18 protein-coding genes are annotated in these 22,789 nt (G+C 60.0%); 11 read left to right on the forward strand and 7 right to left on the reverse strand.

Features of this window, described 5'->3' with window-relative positions:
* Positions 1–56: 56 nt before the first annotated feature.
* Positions 57–230, reverse strand: coding sequence for a PA1571 family protein (locus ABWL43_RS07720; protein ID WP_027604248.1), 174 nt, complete (start codon positions 228–230; stop codon positions 57–59).
* A 258-nt stretch (positions 231–488) separates the two neighbouring features.
* Between ABWL43_RS07720 and ABWL43_RS07725 the strand changes: the two genes are divergently transcribed.
* A complete protein-coding gene (locus tag ABWL43_RS07725) occupies positions 489–2,276 on the forward strand; it encodes an ABC transporter transmembrane domain-containing protein (protein ID WP_404487372.1) in 1,788 nt (595 codons plus the stop codon).
* Positions 2,277–2,570: 294 nt separating this feature from the next.
* Here ABWL43_RS07725 and ABWL43_RS07730 read toward each other — a convergent pair whose 3' ends face one another.
* Positions 2,571–4,499, reverse strand: a complete 1,929-nt coding sequence (locus ABWL43_RS07730) for a transglycosylase SLT domain-containing protein (protein ID WP_404487373.1) — start codon at positions 4,497–4,499, stop codon at positions 2,571–2,573.
* A gap of 213 nt (positions 4,500–4,712) precedes the next feature.
* Between ABWL43_RS07730 and ABWL43_RS07735 the strand changes: the two genes are divergently transcribed.
* Entirely contained in the window at positions 4,713–6,635 is a 1,923-nt protein-coding gene (locus tag ABWL43_RS07735; protein ID WP_145163036.1) for an ATP-binding cassette domain-containing protein, read from the forward strand.
* A 183-nt stretch (positions 6,636–6,818) separates the two neighbouring features.
* Here the strand turns inward: ABWL43_RS07735 and ABWL43_RS07740 are convergent, their stop codons facing one another.
* Positions 6,819–7,271 (reverse strand): universal stress protein, encoded by a 453-nt coding sequence (locus ABWL43_RS07740; protein ID WP_145163038.1) that lies wholly within the window; start codon positions 7,269–7,271, stop codon positions 6,819–6,821.
* A 105-nt stretch (positions 7,272–7,376) separates the two neighbouring features.
* On the opposite strand from ABWL43_RS07740, the gene ABWL43_RS07745 reads away from it, so the two are divergent.
* The 7 genes from ABWL43_RS07745 (at position 7,377) to ABWL43_RS07775 (ending at position 15,878) form a co-directional block, all read left to right on the forward strand.
* Positions 7,377–7,814, forward strand: a complete 438-nt coding sequence (locus ABWL43_RS07745) for a hypothetical protein (protein WP_106576938.1) — start codon at positions 7,377–7,379, stop codon at positions 7,812–7,814.
* 495 nt (positions 7,815–8,309) lie between these two features.
* Positions 8,310–10,457, forward strand: coding sequence for a fatty acid oxidation complex subunit alpha FadB (gene fadB, locus ABWL43_RS07750; protein ID WP_124416715.1), 2,148 nt, complete (start codon positions 8,310–8,312; stop codon positions 10,455–10,457).
* A gap of 29 nt (positions 10,458–10,486) precedes the next feature.
* Entirely contained in the window at positions 10,487–11,662 is a 1,176-nt protein-coding gene (gene fadA, locus ABWL43_RS07755; protein WP_106576936.1) for an acetyl-CoA C-acyltransferase FadA, read from the forward strand.
* Between the two features lie 97 nt (positions 11,663–11,759).
* The gene (locus ABWL43_RS07760) at positions 11,760–11,996 is read left to right on the forward strand and encodes a DUF1653 domain-containing protein (protein ID WP_021490990.1); all 237 of its coding nucleotides are present in this window, start codon (positions 11,760–11,762) and stop codon (positions 11,994–11,996) included.
* Between the two features lie 114 nt (positions 11,997–12,110).
* On the forward strand, positions 12,111–14,732 hold the full coding sequence (gene topA / locus ABWL43_RS07765) for a type I DNA topoisomerase (RefSeq protein ID WP_119739192.1): 2,622 nt from the start codon (positions 12,111–12,113) through the stop codon (positions 14,730–14,732).
* A gap of 128 nt (positions 14,733–14,860) precedes the next feature.
* Complete coding sequence (locus ABWL43_RS07770) at positions 14,861–15,382, forward strand: DUF6586 family protein (RefSeq protein WP_145163040.1); 522 nt, start codon at positions 14,861–14,863, stop codon at positions 15,380–15,382.
* Between the two features lie 262 nt (positions 15,383–15,644).
* On the forward strand, positions 15,645–15,878 hold the full coding sequence (locus ABWL43_RS07775) for a hypothetical protein (RefSeq protein ID WP_053255041.1): 234 nt from the start codon (positions 15,645–15,647) through the stop codon (positions 15,876–15,878).
* 318 nt (positions 15,879–16,196) lie between these two features.
* Here ABWL43_RS07775 and sulA read toward each other — a convergent pair whose 3' ends face one another.
* Both sulA and lexA read right to left on the reverse strand, forming a co-directional pair.
* Positions 16,197–16,670, reverse strand: a complete 474-nt coding sequence (gene sulA, locus ABWL43_RS07780; protein WP_106576933.1) for an SOS-induced cell division inhibitor SulA — start codon at positions 16,668–16,670, stop codon at positions 16,197–16,199.
* 10 nt (positions 16,671–16,680) lie between these two features.
* Positions 16,681–17,289: a transcriptional repressor LexA gene (lexA, locus tag ABWL43_RS07785; protein WP_017137423.1), complete on the reverse strand. Its 609-nt coding sequence runs from the start codon at positions 17,287–17,289 to the stop codon at positions 16,681–16,683.
* Positions 17,290–17,552: 263 nt separating this feature from the next.
* Between lexA and ABWL43_RS07790 the strand changes: the two genes are divergently transcribed.
* On the forward strand, positions 17,553–18,260 hold the full coding sequence (locus ABWL43_RS07790; protein ID WP_106576932.1) for a TetR/AcrR family transcriptional regulator: 708 nt from the start codon (positions 17,553–17,555) through the stop codon (positions 18,258–18,260).
* Between the two features lie 144 nt (positions 18,261–18,404).
* A complete protein-coding gene (nagZ, locus tag ABWL43_RS07795; protein WP_404487374.1) occupies positions 18,405–19,415 on the forward strand; it encodes a beta-N-acetylhexosaminidase in 1,011 nt (336 codons plus the stop codon).
* A 101-nt stretch (positions 19,416–19,516) separates the two neighbouring features.
* On the opposite strand, the gene ABWL43_RS07800 is transcribed toward nagZ, so the two are convergent.
* Positions 19,517–22,207, reverse strand: coding sequence for a DEAD/DEAH box helicase (locus ABWL43_RS07800; protein ID WP_145163044.1), 2,691 nt, complete (start codon positions 22,205–22,207; stop codon positions 19,517–19,519).
* 9 nt (positions 22,208–22,216) lie between these two features.
* Positions 22,217–22,786 carry a CsiV family protein gene (locus ABWL43_RS07805; protein WP_404487375.1) on the reverse strand — a complete coding sequence of 190 codons (570 nt, stop codon included), beginning with the start codon at positions 22,784–22,786 and terminating at the stop codon, positions 22,217–22,219.
* Positions 22,787–22,789 lie beyond the last annotated feature (3 nt).

The raw sequence follows: 22,789 nt of genomic DNA on the forward strand, positions 1-22,789 counted from the left end.
ACGCGCGGCATAAAAAACCCGGCCACAGGGGCCGGGTTTGAAAGAGCTCGGGCGTATCAGCCTTGCTGCGCAGGCTTGACCAGGCGCTGTTCCAGTTCGCGGCACGCTTGCTGGATCATCTCTTCGGTAATCTGCACTTCGCGGCCTTGAGCGTCGATCACGGAGCAAGGCAGATGCTGCGGTTGGCGGATCACTTCAATCTTGGCATCGCTGCTGTTTTGCAAGGTCATGGCCTGTCTCCTCATCAGGTTGTGTACCTACTGTGTTTCTTACATTAAGCCCCCCGCGTGACCAAGCTATTACAACTCCTTACAAAGTCACCGGTTCGAACAACCAGTCCACCAGAAAGCGATACAAATTTCCAGCGGGGGGTTAGACCGATAACCTCTAGGGATCAGCATCGGCGGGCATAATTAACCTGACTCATTGTTATTTACTCAAGTTCCCCCAATGTTGTGGTGTAGATACTTATCTCCCCTGCGCAGGTGATGCCCTCCATGTTCTCAGTCCGTCAACGCCGTGCGATCCGCTTGGCCAGCCGCTTTATCGCGCCCTACCGTTGGCAGGCGCTGGGTGCCTTACTGGCGCTGATCGTCACGGCAGGCATCACCTTGTCCATGGGGCAGGGCATTCGCCTGCTGGTCGACCAGGGCTTCATGACGCAGTCGCCGCACCTGCTCAACCAATCCATTGGCCTGTTCATGATTCTGGTGCTGGGCCTGGCCGTGGGTACGTTTGCGCGGTTTTACCTGGTGTCGTGGATCGGTGAACGGGTGGTGGCGGATATTCGCCGGCAGGTGTTCAACCATTTGATCTACCTGCACCCCGGCTTTTACGAAAACAATCGCAGCTCGGAAATCCAGTCGCGGTTGACCACCGACACCACCTTGCTGCAATCGGTGATCGGCTCCTCGCTGTCGCTGTTCCTGCGCAATGCCCTGATGGTCATCGGCGGCATCGTGCTGTTGTTTGTCACCAACCCCAAGCTCACCAGTATCGTGGTGATCGCGCTGCCACTGGTGCTGGCGCCGATCCTGATTTTCGGCCGGCGTGTGCGTAGCCTCTCGCGCCTGAGCCAGGACCGCATCGCTGACGTCGGCAGTTATGTGTCCGAGACCCTCGGCCAGATCAAGACCGTGCAGGCCTACAACCATCAGGTCCAGGACGAGCAGCGTTTTGCCGTCACCGTGGAGGAGGCCTTTGCCACGGCGCGCAAGCGTATCGTGCAACGCGCCTGGCTGATTACGCTGGTGATCATGCTGGTGCTCGGCGCCGTTGGCGTGATGCTGTGGGTTGGCGGGATGGACGTGATTGGCGGCCGTATTTCCGGCGGTGAGCTGGCCGCGTTCGTGTTTTACAGCCTGATCGTCGGCAGCGCGGTCGGCACGTTGAGCGAAGTGCTTGGCGAACTGCAACGCGCCGCCGGTGCTGCCGAGCGGATTGGCGAGTTGTTGCAGTCGAGCAACGAAATCCAGGCCCCCGCCGATGGCACCGTACAGTTACCGGAGCGCGTCAGCGGCCGCATGGAACTGCAAGATCTGCGCTTTTCCTACCCGTCGCGCCCGGACAGCTACGCCATCGACGGTTTGAGCCTGGCCATCCATCCCGGCGAAACCCTGGCACTGGTCGGCCCATCCGGCGCCGGTAAGTCCACGATCTTCGACTTGCTGCTGCGTTTCTATGACCCCCAGCACGGCCGCATCCTGCTCGAAGGCCACCCGCTGACCGCGCTCGACCCGATGGACCTGCGCCGCCACTTCGCATTGGTGTCGCAAAGCCCGGCGCTGTTTTTCGGCAGCGTCGAAGAAAACATCCGCTACGGCAACCCGTCCGCCACCACCGCGCAGGTCGAGGCCGCGGCGCGCATCGCCCATGCCCACGACTTCATCCTGCAAATGCCCCAGGGCTATCAGACCCATCTTGGCGATGGCGGCATGGGCCTCTCCGGCGGCCAGCGCCAACGCCTGGCCATCGCCCGTGCGTTGTTGGTGGACGCGCCGATCCTGCTGCTGGACGAAGCCACCAGCGCACTGGATGCCCAGAGCGAGCATTTGATTCAGCAGGCGTTGCCGCAACTGATGCAGGGCCGCACCACCTTGGTGATTGCGCATCGGTTGGCAACGGTGAAAAACGCCGACCGCATTGCGGTGATGGACCAGGGCAAGCTGGTGGCAGTGGGCACGCATCAGCAACTGATCGCGAGCAACCCGCTGTATGCGCGGTTGGCGGCGTTGCAGTTCAATGAGGGTGATGAGGTCGCGAAAAGCGAGGGCTAGCCGGGCTGCATTGCGCTGTTTTTGTGGCGAGCGGGCTTGCCCCGCGTTGGGCTGCGTAGCAGCCCCAAAACCTGTGTACTCGGTTTGAACGGTTATACCGAGGCGCCTGAATGGGAGCGCTTCGCACTCCAGCGCAGGGCAAGCCTGCTCGCCACATCAAGCTTGCTCACCACAACAGGCCTGCTGGCTACATTTACCCTGCTAGCCACAACAGGCCTGCTGGCCACATTAACCCCGCTGGCCACACCAAGCCCCGCACCAGTAAACCCGCCACAGGCTCTTCGTCAGTCAGCCTTACTGATCATCAAAATACCGCTCATGCCAATCCACCAGCGGCTGCGGTGAGTTGAGCTTTTGCCCGTAGATCACCGAATAAGACAGGACGTTCTGCACGTACTGGCGGGTTTCGTCGAACGGGATGCTTTCCACCCACACATCAAAACTCAGGTGATCCGCACCGCGCAGCCATTGGCGTACGCGCCCTGGGCCGGCGTTGTAGGCGGCGGAGGCAAGCACGCGGTTGCCGTTGAACTGGCTGTGCACCTGGCTCAGGTAAGCGGCGCCAAGCTGGATGTTTTTGTCCGGGTCCAGCACCTGGGCCGGGGAGGCCAGCGGGATGCTGAACTTGCGCGCGGTTTCCTTGGCGGTGCCGGGCATCAGTTGCATCAGGCCGCTGGCGCCGACGCCGGAGCGTGCGTCGTCCATGAAGGCACTTTCCTGGCGGGTGATGGCAAACACCCAGCTGGAATGCAGGCCACGCACCTTGGCTTCGCGCACCAGGGTGTCACGGTGGGCCATCGGGAAGCGGATATCCAGGTCATCCCAGTACTGGGCCTGGCTGATGGTGCGGATCGCCGGGAAGTACCACTTCATGTCATAGGCCAGCTTGGCCTGGGCGACCATTTCATCGCGGTTGAAGTGGCGGCTCACGTGGTACCACTCGCGGCGGCCATCGACAATCTGGCCACGTGCATAGAACTCCAGCGCGCGGCGTACACCTGGCGTGTTCCGGACCTTGTTGACCAGCGCCTGGCTCATCACCAGCGGCTTGTTTTTCAGCTGATACGGCGCTTTGGAGCGGTCGGCGGCGAGGAATCCGTAGAAATCCCGTTCCTGTGCAAGGTTTTTATACAGCACCATCGGCTGCGGGTTTTTCGGTTCAGCCAGCTCCAGGCTGCGCGCTTGCCAATAACGCCAGCGGTTGGTGGTCGCCAGGTCTTGTGGGAGTTTGCGGGTCAACTGGTAGGCATCTTCCCAGCGTGCCAGGCGCAGCAGCAGGCGCAGGCGCCATTCGGAGACGGTGTTATCACGCAGCTCCGGGTCGTATTTGGTCATCACGTCCAGCGCGCGCGGGTCGTAGCGGCGTGCCAGGGTCAAGCCGATTTCGCGGGCGATCGACACTTTTTCGTCACGGGAGAAGTGCATGCTGCTGGCGTAGCCGTCGAGCAGCGCCATGGCCTTGTCCGGGTCCTGGCGTGCCAGGCGGCGCAGGCCCAGGCCGACGGCGTCAGACATGGCCTCGTTGGCCGGCAGGAAGCGCGACGGGTCGCTGAGCATGTCCGGCTTTTGCGCCACGTCGACCATCAGGCGGCCTTGGGCGCCAAGGGTCGGCAGGGTTTTCACCAGGCTGTTGGCCAGGGCGTAGTTGCGTGCTTCGGCGGCGAGCTTGGCGCGGTCCCAGATTTTCTGTTCAGTGAGTTGACCATCGGCGGCCCACTGGCCGAACGTGGCATCACACGCGGCGGGTTGGGATTTGCCGGTCAGCCAGAGTTTTTCGGTGGTCTTGTAGCCTTCGGCTTTCAAGTTATGGGTGAGCTGGTACTGACCATGCAGGCAGTCCAGTTCGACGAAATTGAGTTTGGCGTCGTAGTACTTTTCAAACGTCTGCCAGTCGCCACGGTCGGCCAGCCAGCGCAACCAGCGCAGCTTCATCCAGTTGGCCTGGGGCAGGTCGCCGTTTTTAGCGAGGAACTGTTCGATTTCCTCGTTGCTCGCGGTTTTCAGGCGCGCGGTCAGCTCGTCATAGGCCAGGTACGGCGTGAGCGGGTAGTCGGCCAGGGCCTGGCTGTATTGCATGTACGGCCCGCTGTCGCCTTTGGCGAGGGCGCGTTTGGCTTCATCGTAATATTGACGTTGGGTGGTGAGGTCCACGGCCTGGGCGGATTGAACGGCGGTGGCGGAAAGAAGCAGACAAGATAAAAAGTTGAAAAGGCGACTGCGCATGAGACGTCCGTGCAGAGAAATCACGACTAGCACCGGCACCGCCGACACTGATTGCCCCTAGCTTAGCCTTTTGCCAGCGACCGGCGAAAGCTTTGCCGGCCGGCTGGCTGAAGTTCATCGTAAATGTCCTGCAGAACGTGTCGCCAGCGAAAATGCCGACCGCATCCCACCCTCAAGTCAGGTAGAATGCGCGCCCAGTTTTTGGAGAAGCGTATGACCCTGCTCAAATTCAGCGATGTGTCCCTTGCTTTCGGCGCTATGCCGTTGTTGGACAAGGTGTCCTGGCAGATCGCCCGTGGTGAGCGGGTGTGCATCATCGGCCGCAACGGCACCGGCAAGTCCAGCATGATGAAGCTGGTTAAAGGCGATCAGAAGCCCGATGACGGCTCTGTTTGGCGTGCCCCGGGCCTGAAGATCGGCGAATTGCCGCAAGAATTGCCGGTGGCCGACGGACGGACAGTGTTCGACGTGGTTGCCGAAGGCCTGGACGGCGTCGGCGAGTTGCTCGCGCAATACCATCACCTGGCGCAGAACTGCGTCACCGAAGAGGACCTGGACAAGCTGATGCACGTCCAGCAAGACCTCGAAGCCCGTGACGGCTGGCGCTTGCAGCAACTGGTCGACAGCACCCTGAGCCGCCTGCAACTGCCGGCCGACAAGACCCTCGCCGAGTTGTCCGGCGGCTGGCGTCGTCGCGTGCTGCTGGCCCAGGCGCTGGTGTCCGAGCCGGATTTGTTGCTGCTCGACGAACCAACCAACCACTTGGACATCGGCGCAATCGCCTGGCTGGAAGAAGCCCTCAAGGATTTCCAGGGCGCTGTGTTGTTCATCACGCACGACCGTTCCTTCCTGCAGAACCTGGCCACGCGCATCCTCGAACTGGACCGTGGCGGCCTGATCGACTGGAACGGCGACTACGCCAGCTTCCTGGTGCACAAAGAGGCCACGCTGGCCGCTGAAGAAACCGCCAACGCGCTGTTCGACAAAAAGCTGGCCCAGGAAGAAGTCTGGATTCGCCAGGGTATCAAGGCCCGTCGCACCCGTAACGAAGGCCGTGTACGCGCCTTGAAAGCCCTGCGCGTTGAGCGCAGCGAGCGCCGTGAACGCACCGGTAAGGCCAATATCCAGCTGGATACCGCCGATAAGTCGGGCAAGCAGGTGATGGTCCTGGAAAACGTCAGCTTCCATCACCCGGACGGCCCGTTCCTGATCAAAGACTTCTCGATGGTCCTGCAGCGCGGCGACCGTATCGGCCTGCTGGGCGCCAACGGCACCGGCAAGACCACCTTGCTCAAGCTGATGCTCAATGGTCTGCAACCGACCAGCGGCACGGTGGAAGAGGGCACGCGCATCGACGTGGCCTACTTCGACCAGCTGCGCCATCAGTTGGACCTGGAAAAAACCGTGATCGACAACGTCGCCGAAGGCCGCGACTTTATCGACATCGACGGCCAGAGCCGCCACGTGCTGAGCTACCTGGGCGACTTCCTGTTCAGCCCGCAACGCGCACGTACGCCGGTGAAAGCCTTGTCCGGTGGTGAGCGTGCGCGCCTGCTGCTGGCCAAGCTGTTCAGCAAGCCGGCCAACCTGCTGGTGCTCGACGAACCGACCAACGACCTCGACGTGGAAACCCTCGAACTGCTGGAAGAGGTCTTGCTGACCTTCAACGGCACCGTGCTGATGGTCAGCCACGACCGGGCATTCCTAGATAACGTGGTCACCAGCACGCTGGTCTTCGAAGGTGAAGGCAAGGTGCGTGAATACGTCGGTGGTTACCAGGACTGGCTGCGTCAGGGCGGCTCGCCGCGCCTGCTGGGCGTGACCGAGAGCAAGTCCGGCAAGGCCGACCTGACCTCCGCTGTCGTTGCGCCAGTGGCTGCCGCTGCTGCTCCGGCCCAGGACGCTGCACCGTCGACCAAGAAGAAGCTCAGCTACAAGCTGCAACGTGAGCTGGAAGCCTTGCCGGGCGATATCGACGCCAAGGAACAGCAGATTGCCGCAGTAGAAGCAGAAATGGCTGACGCAGGTTTCTACCTGCGTCCGGCGGCGGAAACCGCCAAGGTCATTGCGTCCCTGGAAACGTTGAACCAGGAGCTGGAAGTATTGGTTGAGCGTTGGGCCGAGCTGGATGCCTGAGTGATTCAAGCGCACTAAAAAGCCCGGCGTCCATTTGTATGAACGCCGGGCTTTTTATATGGAGTGCGATTAAAAATGTGGGAGCGGGCTTGCTCGCGAAATCGGTACATCAGTCGCCAGATGCGTCAACTGACAGAATGCTTTCGCGAGCAAGCCCGCTCCCACAGTTGTTTGGCGCCGTTCTTAAGTATTTTTTACCAGTTTTACCGCCAGCACATCACACGGCGCGCCGTGCAGTACGTCATTGGCGGTCGAGCCCAGCAGCAACGCCAGGCCATGACGGCCGTGGCTGCCGACCACGATCAGGTCGCAGCCCTGTTCCTTGGCCAGGTGGTGGATTTCCTGACGAGGCTGGCCGTAGGTGAGGTGGGAGTTTTCCTTGGTCACTTCCGGGTACTTGAGGATCAACCGGTCGAGGCGCTCTTTGGCCTGATCAAACTGTTGTTGCTGCAACTGGGAAAGGTCCATGGGCACGTCGCCACCAAACGCCATGGCCATAGGCTCGACGATATGCACGAGTGACAGCTTGGCGCCGTTGGCGATTGCTGAAGCCTGCGCGCGCTTGATCACTGGGTCGCACTCTTCGGTCAGGTCGACAGCGACCAGGATATGTTTGTAGGAGTGTTCGTTGGACATGGCGCGTTCCTCCAGGGGACTGCAATAAGTTCAGTATGGCTGCTTTCAAGCGGATGGGGTTGCGTCAGGTCAAATCCGCTCATCTAGAAATTCGGGAGTACACATATGACGGTCTGGATAGTGGTGTCAATCCTTCTCGTGGTACTGAGCCCTCTGGCATGGTTGCGCCCCTCGCGCCATCAGAGCGGGCGCATGGCCCTGCGGATGGAGGCGCGCCGCATCGGCCTGGCCATGCAATTGGCGCCGCAGGACTGGCCGTACTGGCTCAAGCACGAGCCGCCAAGCCCTTGCGCGCAATACTGCCGACCGCGCCGCGCAAGTGCGCCGGCCCTTTGGTGCTACTGGCAGCTGGAGCCCGGGGTTTGGGTCAATCAGTGGCGCGAAGTGTGCGTCGATGAGACGTTGTTGGCGCACTTTGCGACCCTGCCGGATAACGTCTACAAGGTCGAGGCGGACAAGCAGATGATCGCCCTGTACTGGGGCGAGAAGGGCGAGGCGAGTGTGTTGAAGGACATTGATGCGCTGCTCAAGGCCCTGGCTTGATGCCTGTCGGATAAAACCCAGGCAATAAAAAGCCCGACATCATCATCGGGCTGGAGTTGGCCAGGCAGGCCGGTAAATCTGTGATGCATGCGTCGGATGTTCATCCAGGCGCATTAAGGTTGTCGCTAGCCTAGCGGCATATCCTGTTCTGTACAGCCTTTTCCTACAAAATTTCCATTATTGATTTCGTGAATAGTTGAATATTGGCCAGGCGTAAGCCGTGGGCCTGGGTTCTGAACTGACTGGAAAGTCGCGTTTTTCCTAGCCTTTCGAGCGATTGACAATTGCCCGGAATTGGATGAAGGTGACGTACCCAAATCAAACGGGCGTATGAATTGAGCGTTTGTCTGTCAGACCGCTCATACAGAACCCCGACTAGCGCGTTGGCGGGTGTGCCTGGCGGATTGGCATGAGCATTGACCCAATAATCAATGTCCAACCAGAGGCCAGCGTCCAATGTGTACTGTTCAGCTTCCATATCGTGGAGATCAGTTGATGATTTACGAAGGTAAAGCCATCACGGTTAAGGCTCTTGAAAGTGGCATCGTCGAATTGAAATTCGACCTCAAGGGTGAGTCCGTCAACAAGTTCAACCGTCTAACCCTGAACGAACTGCGTCAGGCCGTAGACACCATCAAAGCAGATGCTTCGGTCAAGGGCGTGATCGTCTCCAGCGGCAAGGACGTGTTTATCGTCGGCGCTGACATCACCGAATTCGTCGACAACTTCAAGCTGCCCGATGCCGAGCTGGTGGCTGGCAACCTCGAAGCCAACAAGATTTTCAGCGATTTCGAAGACCTCAACGTGCCAACCGTTGCCGCGATCAATGGCATCGCGTTGGGCGGCGGCCTGGAAATGTGCCTGGCCGCAGACTTCCGTGTCATGTCGGCGACCGCCAAAATCGGTCTGCCTGAAGTCAAACTGGGCATCTACCCAGGTTTTGGCGGCACCGTGCGCCTGCCGCGCATCATCGGTGCCGACAACGCCATCGAGTGGATTGCCGCCGGCAAGGAAAACAAAGCCGAAGACGCGCTGAAAGTCGGTGCCGTCGATGCTGTGGTTGCCCCGGACAAACTGGCCGAAGCTGCACTGAACCTGATCAAAGGCGCCATCAGCGGCGAATTTGACTACAAGGCCAAGCGTCAGCCAAAGCTCGAAAAACTCAAGCTCAACGCCATCGAACAAATGATGTCGTTCGAAACCGCCAAAGGTTTCGTGGCAGGCCAGGCCGGCCCGAACTACCCGGCGCCGGTTGAAGCGATCAAGACCATCCAGAAAGCCGCGAACTTCGGTCGCGACAAAGCCCTGGAAGTGGAAGCTGCAGGCTTCGTCAAACTGGCGAAAACCTCGGCTGCCCAGAGCCTGATCGGCCTGTTCCTGAATGATCAGGAGCTGAAGAAAAAGGCCAAGGCCTACGACGAAATCGCCAAAGACGTGAAACAGGCTGCCGTACTCGGCGCCGGTATCATGGGCGGCGGTATCGCCTATCAGTCGGCCTCCAAAGGCACGCCGATCCTGATGAAAGACATCAACGAACACGGCATTGAGCAAGGCCTGGCGGAAGCCGCCAAGCTGTTGGTGGGCCGCGTTGATAAAGGTCGCATGACCGCAGCGAAGATGGCTGAAGTGCTTAACGGCATTCGTCCTACGCTGTCCTACGGCGATTTCGGCCACGTCGACCTGGTGGTCGAAGCGGTTGTCGAGAACCCGAAGGTCAAGCAAGCCGTACTGGCCGAAGTAGAAGCCCAGGTTAAAGAAGACACCATTCTGGCCTCGAACACTTCGACCATTTCCATCAGCTTGTTGGCCAAGGCCCTCAAGCGTCCGGAAAACTTCGTCGGCATGCACTTCTTCAACCCGGTGCACATGATGCCGCTGGTGGAAGTGATCCGTGGCGAGAAGTCCAGCGAGCTGGCGATTGCTACTACCGTTGCCTACGCGAAGAAAATGGGCAAGAACCCGATCGTCGTTAACGACTGCCCGGGCTTTTTGGTCAACCGCGTGCTGTTCCCGTACTTCGGCGGTTTCGCCAAGCTGGTCAGCGCCGGTGTGGACTTTGTGCGTATCGACAAGGTTATGGAAAAATTCGGCTGGCCAATGGGCCCGGCGTACCTGATGGACGTGGTCGGCATCGACACCGGCCACCACGGTCGTGACGTCATGGCTGAAGGCTTCCCGGACCGCATGAAAGACGACCGCCGTTCGGCGATCGACGCGCTCTACGAAGCCAAGCGCCTGGGCCAGAAGAACGGCAAGGGCTTCTACGCTTACGAGGCCGACAAGAAGGGCAAGCAGAAGAAAGTGGCCGACCCTTCGGTGCACGAAGTGCTCGCGCCGGTCATCTACGAGCAGCGTGAGGTGTCCGATGAGGACATCATCAACTGGATGATGATCGCCCTGTGCCTGGAAACCGTGCGTTGCCTGGAAGACGGTATCGTTGAAACCGCCGCCGAAGCCGATATGGGCCTGGTGTACGGTATTGGTTTCCCTCCATTCCGTGGTGGTGCGCTGCGTTACATCGATTCGATCGGTGTGGCCGAGTTCGTTGCCCTGGCTGACAAATACGCTGATCTGGGCCCGCTGTACCACCCGACCGCGAAGCTGCGTGAAATGGCCAAAAATGGCCAGAGCTTCTTCGGTTAAGCGCCCAGACGACTAGAGCGAGAATATTTATGAGCTTGAATCCAAGAGACGTGGTGATTGTCGACTTCGGTCGCACACCGATGGGCCGCTCCAAGGGCGGCATGCACCGCAACACCCGCGCCGAAGACATGTCGGCGCACCTGATAAGCAAGTTGCTGGAACGTAACGTCAAGGTTGACCCGAACGAAGTCGAAGACGTGATCTGGGGCTGCGTCAACCAGACCCTGGAGCAGGGCTGGAACATCGCGCGCATGGCGTCGTTGATGACCCAGATCCCGCACACCGCCGCTGGCCAGACCGTCAGTCGCCTGTGTGGCTCCTCGATGAGCGCGCTGCACACCGCTGCCCAAGCGATCATGACCGGCAACGGCGATGTGTTCGTGGTCGGCGGCGTGGAGCACATGGGCCATGTCAGCATGATGCACGGCGTCGACCCTAACCCGCACATGTCGCTGTACGCGGCAAAAGCCTCGGGCATGATGGGCCTCACCGCAGAAATGCTCGGCAAAATGCACGGCATTACCCGCGAAGCCCAGGACGCGTTCGGCCTGCGCTCCCACCAACTCGCCCACAAGGCGACGGTGGAAGGCAAGTTCAAGGATGAAATCATCCCGATGAACGGCTATGACGAAAACGGTTTCCTGAAACTGTTCGACTACGACGAAACCATTCGTCCGGACACCACCCTGGAAAGCCTGGCCGCCTTAAAACCCGCCTTCAATCCAAAGGGCGGCACCGTGACAGCCGGGACTTCGTCGCAAATCACCGACGGTGCTTCGTGCATGATCGTGATGTCGGCGCAGCGTGCCCAGGACCTGGGTATCCAGCCGATGGCCGTGATCCGTTCGATGGCCGTGGCGGGTGTGGACCCGGCAATCATGGGCTATGGTCCAGTACCGGCCACACAAAAAGCCTTGAAGCGCGCGGGCCTGACCATCTCCGATATCGACTTCTTCGAGCTCAACGAAGCTTTCGCCGCACAGGCCCTGCCAGTGCTGAAAGATTTGAAAGTACTCGACAAGATGAACGAGAAGGTTAACCTGCACGGCGGTGCGATTGCCCTGGGCCACCCATTCGGTTGCTCCGGTGCACGTATTTCCGGCACTTTGCTTAACGTGATGAAGCAAAATGGCGGCAACCTTGGGGTTGCAACCATGTGCATTGGTCTCGGCCAAGGCATTTCCACCGTCTTCGAACGCGTCTAAGCGTTGGGTTGACGGAAGCCGGGGCCCAGTGCCCCGGTTTTTGTTTTTTGGAATTTTTAATATTTTTTTTCAACAAATTTTACAAGAGGGCCAGAGCATGAAAGTCGAACCAGGGCTCTACCAACATTATAAGGGGCCGCAGTACCGCGTTTTTAACGTGGCGCGGCACTCCGAGACCGAAGAGGAAGTGGTGTTTTACCAAGCACTGTATGGCGATTACGGCTTTTGGGTGCGCCCATTGAGCATGTTCCTGGAGACCGTCGAAGTTGACGGCGAGCAGGTCCCGCGCTTTGCTTTGGTCCAGGCCGAACCCAGTCTTTTTTCAGGGCAATAACGGCAGGTCGCGCAGAATGCTGCGCTTGACCTCACCTTGTTGCCACTATATATAGCGTTGCCGCGACAGGCGCCAACTGCCTTTCACTTCTCGAATTCAGGAATTTTCCGATCCATGGGCAAATCGCTGGTCATTGTGGAATCCCCGGCTAAGGCCAAGACCATCAACAAGTACTTGGGCAACGAGTACGTGGTGAAGTCGAGTATCGGCCATATCCGAGACCTGCCCACCAGCGGTTCGGCTAGCGCCAGCAAGGAGCCTGCCGCCAAGCGCGGCAAGGCGGCTGCGGGCGAAGGTCCGGTGCTCACGCCTAAAGAGAAAGCGCGCAAGCAGCTGGTCTCGCGCATGGGTGTAGACCCGGAACATGGCTGGAAGGCCAAGTACGAGATCCTTCCCGGCAAGGAAAAGGTTATCGAAGAGCTGCGCCGGCTCGCCAAGGATGCTGACACCATCTATCTCGCAACCGACTTGGACCGCGAAGGGGAAGCCATTGCCTGGCACCTGCGCGAAGCCATCGGCGGTGATGACAGCCGCTACAAGCGTGTGGTGTTCAACGAAATCACCAAAAAAGCCATCCAGGAAGCCTTCTCCAAGCCGGGCGAACTGGACATCGACCGTGTAAACGCCCAGCAGGCCCGTCGTTTCCTCGACCGCGTCGTGGGCTACATGGTCTCGCCACTGCTGTGGGCCAAGATCGCCCGTGGCCTGTCGGCCGGCCGTGTGCAATCGGTGGCGGTAAAGCTGGTGGTGGAGCGTGAGCGCGAGATTCGTGCGTTCAACCCCGAAGAATACTGGGAAGTCCACGCTGACCTTGGCACCGCCAAGGGCGCCAACGTGCGCTTTGAAGTGGCCCGCGAGAAAGGCGAGGCCTTCAAGCCGCTGAACGAAGCCCAGGCCATGGCCGCGCTGGAGAAGCTCAAGGCTTCCAGCTACAGCATCGTCAAGCGTGAAGACAAACCGACCAGCAGCAAGCCGTCGGCGCCGTTCATCACCTCCACCCTGCAACAGGCCGCGAGTAACCGCCTGGGCTTTGGTGTGAAGAAAACCATGATGATGGCTCAGCGTCTGTATGAAGCTGGCTACATCACGTATATGCGTACCGACTCCACCAACCTGTCGCAAGACGCGGTGGCGATGGCGCGCACTTATATTGAAACCGAATTCGGCAAGAAGTACCTGCCGGAGAAGCCGAACGTCTACAGCAGCAAGGAAGGCGCACAGGAGGCTCACGAAGCGATTCGTCCTTCCGACGCCAATACCGAGCCAAGCAAGCTGACCGGCATGGAGCGCGACGCTGAGCGCCTTTACGAGCTGATCTGGCGCCAGTTCCTGGCCTGCCAGATGCTGCCGGCGCAATACCTTTCCACCACCGTCAGTGTCGGTGCTGGCGACTTCGAGCTGCGTGCCAAGGGCCGTATCCTCAAGTTCGACGGCTACACCCGCGTGATGCCGCAAATCGCCAAGCCAGGCGATGACGATGTGCTGCCGGACATGGCCCAGGGCGACACGTTGAAGCTGATCAAGCTCGACCCGTCCCAGCACTTCACCAAGCCGCCGGCGCGTTATTCGGAAGCCAGCCTGGTAAAAGAGATGGAGAAACGCGGTATCGGTCGTCCTTCGACTTACGCGGCAATCATTTCGACCATCCAGGACCGTGGCTATGTCGCGCTGCACAACCGTCGCTTCTACTCGGAAAAGATGGGCGACATCGTTACCGAGCGCTTGTCCGAAAGCTTCTCCAACCTGATGGACTACGGCTTCACCGCCGGCATGGAAGAGAACCTCGATGACGTGGCCCAGGGCGAACGCGACTGGAAAAACGTACTGGATGAGTTCTACGGCGACTTCAAGAAGAAACTCGAAGTAGCCGAAAGCCCTGAAAGCGGCATGCGTGCCAACCAGCCGGTGATGACCGACATCCCGTGCCTGACCTGCGGCCGTCCGATGCAGATTCGTACCGCGTCTACCGGCGTGTTCCTCGGTTGCTCGGGCTACAGCCTGCCGCCGAAAGAGCGCTGCAAGGCCACCGTCAACCTGGTGCCGGGCGATGAAATCGCTGCTGACGACGAGGGTGAATCCGAGTCGCTGGTATTGCGTGGTAAGCACCGCTGCCCGATCTGCAGCACGGCAATGGATGCCTACCTGCTCGATGAGAAGCACAAGTTGCACATCTGCGGTAACAACCCTGATTGCGACGGCTACGAGATCGAAGAGGGCAGCTACCGCATCAAGGGCTACGAAGGCCCGAGCCTGGAATGCGACAAGTGCGGCAGTGAGATGCAGCTCAAGACCGGCCGTTTCGGCAAGTTCTTCGGTTGCACCAACCCGACGTGCAAGAACACTCGCAAACTGCTGAAAAGCGGTGACGCGGCGCCGCCGAAGATGGACCCGGTGAAGATGCCTGAACTCAAATGCGAGAAGGTCAACGACACCTACATCCTGCGTGACGGCGCCTCGGGCTTGTTCCTGGCCGCCAGCCAGTTCCCGAAAAACCGCGAGACCCGTGCGCCGCTGGTGCTGGAAATCGTGCCGCACAAGGACGAGATCGATCCCAAGTACCACTTCCTGTGTGAAGCGCCGAAGAAGGATCCCGACGGTCGCCCGGCCGTGATCCGCTACAGCCGCAAAACCAAGGAGCAGTACGTGCAGACCGAAGTGGACGGCAAGCCTACGGGCTGGAAAGCGTTCTACGACGGCGGCAAGTGGAAGGTCGAGGACAAGCGCCAGGGCGCTTGATCGACTACGTTGCGAAATACAAAGGCCGCCTGCATAGGCGGCCTTTGTTTTGCGCTTGCAGGAGTCTCGGCTGATCCGTGACACTGTTGAGCCAGCATCCGGCTTATTTCGTTGTGGAGACTGCCGTTATGGCCAACGAACTCTATACCCGTACCAATCAGAAAATTTACTTCGCGGGTTTGTCCCTGGAAGCCCTTGGTCGTGCCGAGGAAGGGAAGGAGATGAATGCCATCGCGCTGGTGCAGGCGGGGCGTGAGGCTGCATTGTTCCATCTCTACGGCGCCCTGTTGGGGTTGTGCCATGAAATCGCCGGGTTCTACCGTTTGCCCCAGGCCGGTTCGCCGCGTGCAGAACTGATCATGAACCGCGAAGTGCTGGAAAGCATGGCCATTCCTGAGCTGGCCGAGCTGGTGGAAATGGCCCAAAGCCCCGACAGCTGGGTCGCCCGCTTGCTCAAGGCGCATGCCGACATGTTCCAGCCGCCACGCGTGCCGCATGTGCCCAAGGGGGACGTGACGCAGCCGCTGATCGTCGCTGTTGCGGTGGAGGAGGATGAGCCTAAGCCGTTGAGCCGCGAAGAACTGGAGAGCTGGCGCCAAGAGCTGAAGAAGATGGCGTTGCGGTTTCGCGAAGGCTTGAACGAGTGCTAAGAAGTCGTCACTGACTGAATGCGATCACAAATGTGGGAGCGGGCTTGCTCGCGAAAGCGGTCTATCAGCCGGCCTATGCATCAACTGACAGATTGCTTTCGCGAGCAAGCCCGCTCTCACAGTTGAACCGAGTTGCACAGAAAGTCCAGCACGAGGCTCAATGAGCACCATTCATCAAGCCGTAGAGAAACCTGTTCAGATCCTCTGCGAGGCTGGATAGATGACTGATATAATCCCGGCCTTTCGTGGAGAACAGACTTTTATGCCAACGTCCTTTCTGGAAATTGTTGAATTGCCTGACGGCCGAATCGAGCTGCGTCGGGCTGAGGACGAGGGTTCTCTGGTTATCTTGGATTTTTCCGAAGACGCAAAAGCATTCCTGCAAGGCCAGCACGTGGAAGTGGCGAAAGCCATGTTGAGCGTCGGTGTGCAGATGGCGGGTCGCCTGGCAGAAGGCGAACCGGAGAAGGACGACGGGCCGCGGGTTCTGCACTGAGTTTTGCAGTTAAGTGCACTTTTCGTTGTAGGCGGGCTTGTTGTAGTGAGCAGGCCTATGCAGCAAGCAGGCCTCTGAGGTGAGTGGGCTCGCTGTTGTGGGCGGGCTTGCTGTGGTAAGCGGGCTTGTCGTGGCGAGCGGGCTTGCCCCGCGTTGGGGCGCGAAGCGGCCCTGATGGATTAACGCGGTATATCAGGTATTCCACAGTGCTTGGTTTGGGGCTGCTTCGCAGCCCAACGCGGGGCAAGCCCGCTCGCCACAACAAGCCCGCTCTGCACAGATACCTGTCTGTCACCTACGCAATCAGCCAGTTCCCTGTTACCCCAATCGAATATTCAAGCTCTGCGCATCGCCCGTCCGTGCAGCGCTGATCAGTTGTTGCTTGGCCGCAGTGTTCAGCGGGTTCAACCAGCTCACCACCGTATGGCTACGGCCCAGACGCAAGGCTTCGCAGGTCAACTGTTGAGCACTTTGCGCGCCACGCGGTTGCAGCAGCAGGATACGCTCGCGGTTGAGGCCGGCGTCTCGCAGCCAGGCCTGGGTCAGGCTGGCAGGTGGAGCGATCAGCGTCAGCCAGCGTGCGTCCTGCTCCTCGCTCAGTTCACGAAGGATCGGCGCCAGCAGGCTCAGGCAGCTTCCAGCTGCACCGCGCAACGACAATTCACTGAACGCCTCAGGTTCGGAGCCCCACGGGGCCTCGACCGTTTCCTTGAGGATAGGCGCAAGGGGTTGAGCCATGAAGGCCTCGAACAGCGACAGTTGTGTGTGTTGTGGGGTGTGCACGAGCTGCATGGTGCCTCCTTTAGCGGCGAATGACGCCGACGCTCAAGCCTTCGATCACCAGGTCCTGATCTTTCAGGTTCACTTCAATCGGGGCGAACTCAGGGTTTTCGGCCATCAGCCAGACCTTGCTGCCTTCGCGCTTGAAGCGTTTGACGGTGACTTCATCGCCGATACGCGCAACGACGATCTGGCCATTACGGGCTTCACGGGTGGTGTGGACGGCCAGCAGATCGCCGTCGAAAATGCCCACGTCCTTCATACTCATGCCGTGTACACGCAACAGGTAGTCGGCGCGCGGATGGAAGAAGGTCGGGTTGATGTTGCAGGATTCCTCGACGTGCTGTTGCGCCAGAATCGGCGCACCGGCGGCGACGCGGCCAATGATCGGCAGGGTCGATTCGTCGGCCTTGGCTTCAAAGCCAGGGATGCGAATACCGCGAGAAGCTCCTGGGGTCATCTCGATCGCGCCTTTGCGAGCGAGGGCCTTGAGGTGTTCTTCAGCAGCGTTTGGGGACTTGAACCCCAGCTCCAGCGCAATTTCTGCTCGTGTCGGCGGGTAGCCGTTGTCATCGAGGCAGCGCTTGATAAAAGCCAGAATCTCAGCTTGGCGTGGCGTCAGTTTTAGCATGTTGATCGCTCTGTCTTTTTATACAGTGACTGGGATTATATACAGTGAACTGCGCTTGGCAATCATCCTTTTTGAGCACACCGCTGGACGGTCATTCGTCACCCGTCCTACAAGGCAGAAACAGCGCTGCCTACAGACCAGGAAGGATGTGATTAAATAGCGGTTAAATAGATGACTGCCCGGCCGGAAAACGGACTCGCAGGCTTGACAAGACACACCCTGAAACGTATGTTTCAAACAAGTGTTTGTCAGGCGGAGTAGCCATGGCCCAGTCGGAAACCGTTGAACGCATTCTCGATGCTGCCGAGCAATTGTTCGCGGAAAAAGGATTTGCTGAAACTTCATTGCGGCTGATCACCAGCAAGGCTGGGGTTAACCTTGCCGCAGTGAATTACCATTTCGGCTCAAAGAAAGCCCTGATCCAGGCGGTGTTTTCGCGCTTTCTGGGGCCGTTCTGCGCCAGCCTCGACCGTGAGCTGGAGCGCCGCCAGACCAAGCCTGATAACAAGCCGAGCCTGGAAGACCTGCTGGAAATTCTGGTTGAGCAAGCGCTGGTGGTTCAACCACGCAGCGGCAATGACCTGTCGATCTTCATGCGTTTGCTCGGCCTGGCGTTCAGCCAGAGCCAGGGCCACTTGCGGCGTTATCTGGAAGACATGTACGGCAAGGTGTTCCGTCGCTACATGTTGCTGGTCAACGAAGCCGCGCCGCGTATTCCGCCGATCGAACTGTTCTGGCGCGTGCACTTCATGCTCGGTGCCGCCGCGTTCAGCATGTCCGGGATCAAAGCCTTGCGCGCAATTGCCGAGACCGATTTCGGTGTGAACACCTCCATCGAACAAGTGATGCGCCTGATGGTGCCGTTCCTTGCCGCCGGCATGCGCGCCGAAACCGGTGTGACCGACCAGGCCATGGCGGCCGCGCAGTTGCGCCCACGCAGCAAATCCACGCCGGCCGTCGCCAAGGCGTGATTGCCCCGGGTGTGCGCGGCCGCTTGCATCCGCTAAGCTAGCCGCCATGCCGATTTCAGCTATTTACTCGCAACCCGTTGTGCTCACTGCGCTTATCGCGCCAGGTGAGGGCAACGGGTTGTGTGCGTTATTTAAGGAAGGTTTATGACTGCTGCCCTGCAAGGTTCTTTGATGGTTGATGTGGCCGGTACCTGGCTGACGGCCGAGGATCGTCACCTGTTGCGTCAGCCGGAAGTGGGCGGCCTGATCATTTTCGCGCGCAACATCGAGCACCCACGTCAGGTGCGCGAGTTGAGCGCGTCGATCCGTGCCGTGCGTCCCGACCTGCTGCTGGCCGTCGACCAGGAAGGCGGGCGCGTGCAGCGCCTGCGCCAGGGCTTTGTGCGTCTGCCGGCCATGCGCTTGTTGGCGGATAAGCCGAATGCCGAATACCTGGCCGAGCAGTGCGGCTGGATCATGGCCACAGAAGTGCTGGCGGTCGGCCTTGACCTGAGCTTCGCCCCGGTACTGGATTTGGATTACCAGCGCAGCGCCGTGGTCGGCACCCGCTCGTTTGAAGGCGACCCCGAGCGCGCCGCCGTGCTTGCCGGTGCCTTCATTCGCGGCATGAACAGCGCGGGCATGGCCGCCACCGGTAAACACTTCCCGGGCCACGGCTGGGCTGAGGCCGATTCCCACGTCGCCATTCCCAATGACGAGCGTAGCCTGGAGCAGATTCGCGCAAATGACCTGGTGCCTTTCGCACGGCTGAGCAAGCAATTGGCCGCCGTCATGCCCGCACACGTCATCTATCCGCAGGTGGATGCCCAGCCGGCTGGTTTCTCGCGGCGCTGGCTGCAGGACATCCTGCGTGGCGAGTTGCAGTTTGATGGGGTGATTTTCAGTGATGACCTGTCCATGGCCGGGGCGCATGTGGTCGGTGATGCGGCCAGCCGGATCGAAGCGGCGCTGACCGCCGGTTGCGACATGGGCTTGGTGTGCAACGATCGTGCGGCCGCCGAGCTGGCGCTGATGGCGGCGCAGCGCATGAAGGTTACGCCTTCGGCGCGGATTGCGCGGATGCGTGGGCAGGCGATTGCTTCGACGGACTATAAGCAGGACCCGCGTTGGCTGGCGGCGCTTACCGCGTTGCGGGATGCTCAGTTGATCGGCTGAAAACTGTGGTGCGCCTATCGCAGGCAAGCCAGCTCCTACACTTGAATGTATTCACACATCAAAATGTGGGAGCGGGCTTGCCCGCGATAGCAATCTGAAGGTCAGCGCTTCTCTTGCTTATTGGGCAGCGGCGCAAACAACGCCTCGATGTCCTCGTTGCCCAACTGCCAATCTCCCGTCGTACGCCCATCCAGCACACCCGCCGCCAGGTCGGACTTTTCCTTTTGCAGGTGCTGGATTTTCTCCTCCACCGTGCCCCGCGCAATCATTTTATAGACGAACACCGGCTTCTCTTGACCGATGCGATACGCGCGGTCAGTCGCCTGGTTCTCTGTGGCCGGGTTCCACCACGGGTCATAGTGGATCACCGTATCGGCTTCTGTCAGGTTCAAGCCCACACCGCCAGCCTTCAAGCTGATCAGAAAAATCTGCAACTTGCCGCTCTGGAAATCCTTCACCGGTGTGCGGCGGTCGCGGGTCTGGCCGGTCAGCAGTGCGTAGGCCACGCCGCGCTTTTTCAGTTCGACTTCGATCAGGCTCAGCATCGAAGTGAACTGCGAGAACAGCAGAATCCGGCGTCCTTCGGCAAACAGCTCTTCGAGCATTTCCATCAGGCTGTCGAGCTTGCCCGAGCTACTGCCGCGCGCGGGCAGGGCGGCGTCGTTGACCAGGCGCAGGTCGCAGCACACCTGGCGCAACTTGAGCAGCGCTTCAAGAATAATGATCTGGCTACGCGCCACGCCCTTGCGGGTGATCTCGTCGCGCACCTTCTTGTCCATGGCCAGGCGCATGGTTTCGTACACATCACGCTGGGCTTCGTTGAGATCGACCCAGTGGATGATCTCGGTCTTGGGCGGCAACTCCGTGGCCACCTGTTCCTTGGTACGGCGCAGCAGGAAGGGTTTGATCCGACCGTTGAGGTGCTGCAATCGCACATCACTAGCGCGCTTTTCGATGGGCACGCGGTAATCGCGGTTGAAGCTTTTCACGTCGCCCAGCCAGCCCGGAAGCAGGAAGTGGAACAGCGACCACAGCTCACCCAAGTGATTTTCCAGCGGTGTACCACTCAGGCACAGGCGCTGGCGCGCATTGAGCTCGCGCGCGGCCTGAGCGGCCTTGCTGTTGGGGTTCTTGATGTACTGGGCTTCGTCGAGGATCAGCACGTGCAAGGGCAGGGCGGCGAGTTGCTCGATGTCTTTGGGCAGCAGCGCATAAGTCGTCAGCAGCAGGTCGTAGTCCTGCAGGTTGGCGAAGTGCTTTTTGCGTGTCGCGCCATACAGCGCCACTACCTTGAGTTGCGGCGTAAAGTGCGCGGCTTCGTCGAGCCAGTTCGGGATCAGGCTGGTAGGCATCACCACCATGCACGGCCGATCCAGGCGCCCGGCGATTTTTTCACTGAGAATATGTGCCAGGGTCTGTAGGGTTTTGCCCAGGCCCATGTCATCCGCAAGAATCCCGCCCACGTCGAGTTGGCGCAGCGACTGCATCCAACTCAAGCCTTCCAGTTGATACGGGCGCAGTGTCGCGTTCAAGCCTTCGGGCGCCACGCAGGTGAAGTCCTTGATGTCGCGCAGGCGCTGGGCGAAGTTGCGGATCTTCTCGCCGCCTTCCCATTGCAGCGGCAGGTCTTCCAGCGGGTTGAGGCGAATCGCATCGGCCTTGGCCAGGCGCAAGGTGGTGGTGCCCGATTCCTGCAGGTAAAACTCGCCAAGGGTGGCCAGCACTGGTTTCAAGCGGCCGTAGGGCAGCGCCACTTGCAGCGGCCCGTGGCCGTTGGGCAGGCCGGGGATGTTCACCAGGATCAGCTCGTCATCGCGGCGCCGGGCGAGCTTTTCCGGGTTGAGGATCTCGGTGTGCGAGCGCATCAGGTTCAACAGAATCGGCAGCAGGCTCAGGCGCTCTCCGTTGACGATGATGCCCAGCTCCAGGTCAAACCAATCGCGTTCCGGGCCTTCATCTACGGTGGCGTACCAGTCATCGACGGCGCTCAAGTCGAAACCGAAATCCTCATCGATCTGCAACTCCCAGCCCTCGGCGCGCAAGGTCGGTGAGGCGTTGAGGGTGAAGTTCAGCCAGGCGCTGTCGTTGACCATCTCGAACAATTCGCCGGCGCTTTCCGGCAACGCCTTGCTCTGGCGCGTGGCGATCTTGAAGCCGAGCAGGCGCAGTTGCTCGCGGTACGGTTGCTCCAGCTCCGGATGGCGCTTGATGCGCAGGCTCTGAGTTTCCTGGCGCACCACGATGTCGGCATTTTTTTGCCCGCTGACATAGTTGCCAAGGTAGTTGAACGACAACGCCGCACGGTGCTGGATGTAACGCTGCATTTTGCCATTGCGCGGCTCAAAGGCGCTGAACTCGACACTCGCCAGCCACAGGCGCGGCACCGGCCGCACATCCTCCATCACCACCTGCGGCAGCACCACGCGGTTATCCAGCACGGCCTGAAGTTTTTCCAGCAGCTCGGCATCTTGCGCAGCCGCTGGGTAAGCCAGGGTTTCCTGGACCTTGAGCAGCACCGCCGCGATGTGTTTGCAGTTGGTGTGCACCGGGCACGTGCAGCGGCTGTCCACCAGAATCAGCATGCCCTTGGCCGATTCGCGCAGCGAGATGGTCTGCCGGTAAACGTTGCCGCCCGAGCCTTCGCAGCTGGCAACAATGGTGCTGTCGCCGGACTCGACGATGCGCACGCGGTTTTCCAGGGCGTAGCGGCGCCCGCGCTCAAGGCTTTGCTCTTTAAAGCGATTGGCCCACGACGGGGCCAGGGGTTTGGTCAGTGACGATGTCAGGGGCATGGCGCTGGATCAGTCCTGAGCGTCGGGCGGTGGTGCGCTGGGTGGTTTGGCGGTCAGCGAGGTGATCTTGATCAGCAGGGCCAAGTGGCCGCCGTCCAGGTAGTTGAGCTGGTTGTTCTTGGTGCGCACACCTTGCTGGCTCAGGTGTTCGCTGGCGATGACGCTGCCGTTGGCGTCGAACTGGTTGATCCAGAAGTCTGCGTCGATATCGGTAAAGCGCCCCAGTTGCAGGTTCAGCGTGCCTTCGATGGGAAACTGGCCAAACTGCTCCGGGCCATCGCTGATGGCCAGCTTCACCGGCTGTTCGCCCAGGTTCTGGTCCCAGGCTCGGTGCAGCAGCACCGTGTAACCGGTGTCGGCACTGAGCTTGTCGACGATGTTGCCCAGCCGCGGCGGGCTGATTTTGTCCGCCGGCAGCCGTGGTGCCCCGGCGTCCCAGTTTTCCGGCGCCGCGCGGCTATTGATCACCGGCTCGCCGTTCTGGCGCACCAGAATCATCTCCACCAGATAGGGGCTGTCGGCAAACGCCGAAGGAGCAACGACCACCAACAACAAGCTCAAAATGCGGAACAGGCGCATTGG

The organism is Pseudomonas sp. HT11 (assembly GCF_044875395.1).
Lineage (GTDB): Bacteria > Pseudomonadota > Gammaproteobacteria > Pseudomonadales > Pseudomonadaceae > Aquipseudomonas.

Bases quoted from the DNA above. Each gene is read 5' to 3' on its own strand.
- ABWL43_RS07720 (WP_027604248.1), bottom strand. From the start codon at position 230: ATGACCTTGCAAAACAGCAGCGATGCCAAGATTGAAGTGATCCGCCAA.
- ABWL43_RS07725 (WP_404487372.1), top strand. From the start codon at position 489: ATGCCCTCCATGTTCTCAGTCCGTCAACGCCGTGCGATCCGCTTGGCC.
- ABWL43_RS07730 (WP_404487373.1), bottom strand. From the start codon at position 4,499: ATGCGCAGTCGCCTTTTCAACTTTTTATCTTGTCTGCTTCTTTCCGCC.
- ABWL43_RS07735 (WP_145163036.1), top strand. From the start codon at position 4,713: ATGACCCTGCTCAAATTCAGCGATGTGTCCCTTGCTTTCGGCGCTATG.
- ABWL43_RS07740 (WP_145163038.1), bottom strand. From the start codon at position 7,271: ATGTCCAACGAACACTCCTACAAACATATCCTGGTCGCTGTCGACCTG.
- ABWL43_RS07745 (WP_106576938.1), top strand. From the start codon at position 7,377: ATGACGGTCTGGATAGTGGTGTCAATCCTTCTCGTGGTACTGAGCCCT.
- fadB (WP_124416715.1), top strand. From the start codon at position 8,310: ATGATTTACGAAGGTAAAGCCATCACGGTTAAGGCTCTTGAAAGTGGC.
- fadA (WP_106576936.1), top strand. From the start codon at position 10,487: ATGAGCTTGAATCCAAGAGACGTGGTGATTGTCGACTTCGGTCGCACA.
- ABWL43_RS07760 (WP_021490990.1), top strand. From the start codon at position 11,760: ATGAAAGTCGAACCAGGGCTCTACCAACATTATAAGGGGCCGCAGTAC.
- topA (WP_119739192.1), top strand. From the start codon at position 12,111: ATGGGCAAATCGCTGGTCATTGTGGAATCCCCGGCTAAGGCCAAGACC.
- ABWL43_RS07770 (WP_145163040.1), top strand. From the start codon at position 14,861: ATGGCCAACGAACTCTATACCCGTACCAATCAGAAAATTTACTTCGCG.
- ABWL43_RS07775 (WP_053255041.1), top strand. From the start codon at position 15,645: ATGCCAACGTCCTTTCTGGAAATTGTTGAATTGCCTGACGGCCGAATC.
- sulA (WP_106576933.1), bottom strand. From the start codon at position 16,670: ATGCAGCTCGTGCACACCCCACAACACACACAACTGTCGCTGTTCGAG.
- lexA (WP_017137423.1), bottom strand. From the start codon at position 17,289: ATGCTAAAACTGACGCCACGCCAAGCTGAGATTCTGGCTTTTATCAAG.
- ABWL43_RS07790 (WP_106576932.1), top strand. From the start codon at position 17,553: ATGGCCCAGTCGGAAACCGTTGAACGCATTCTCGATGCTGCCGAGCAA.
- nagZ (WP_404487374.1), top strand. From the start codon at position 18,405: ATGACTGCTGCCCTGCAAGGTTCTTTGATGGTTGATGTGGCCGGTACC.
- ABWL43_RS07800 (WP_145163044.1), bottom strand. From the start codon at position 22,207: ATGCCCCTGACATCGTCACTGACCAAACCCCTGGCCCCGTCGTGGGCC.
- ABWL43_RS07805 (WP_404487375.1), bottom strand. From the start codon at position 22,786: ATGCGCCTGTTCCGCATTTTGAGCTTGTTGTTGGTGGTCGTTGCTCCT.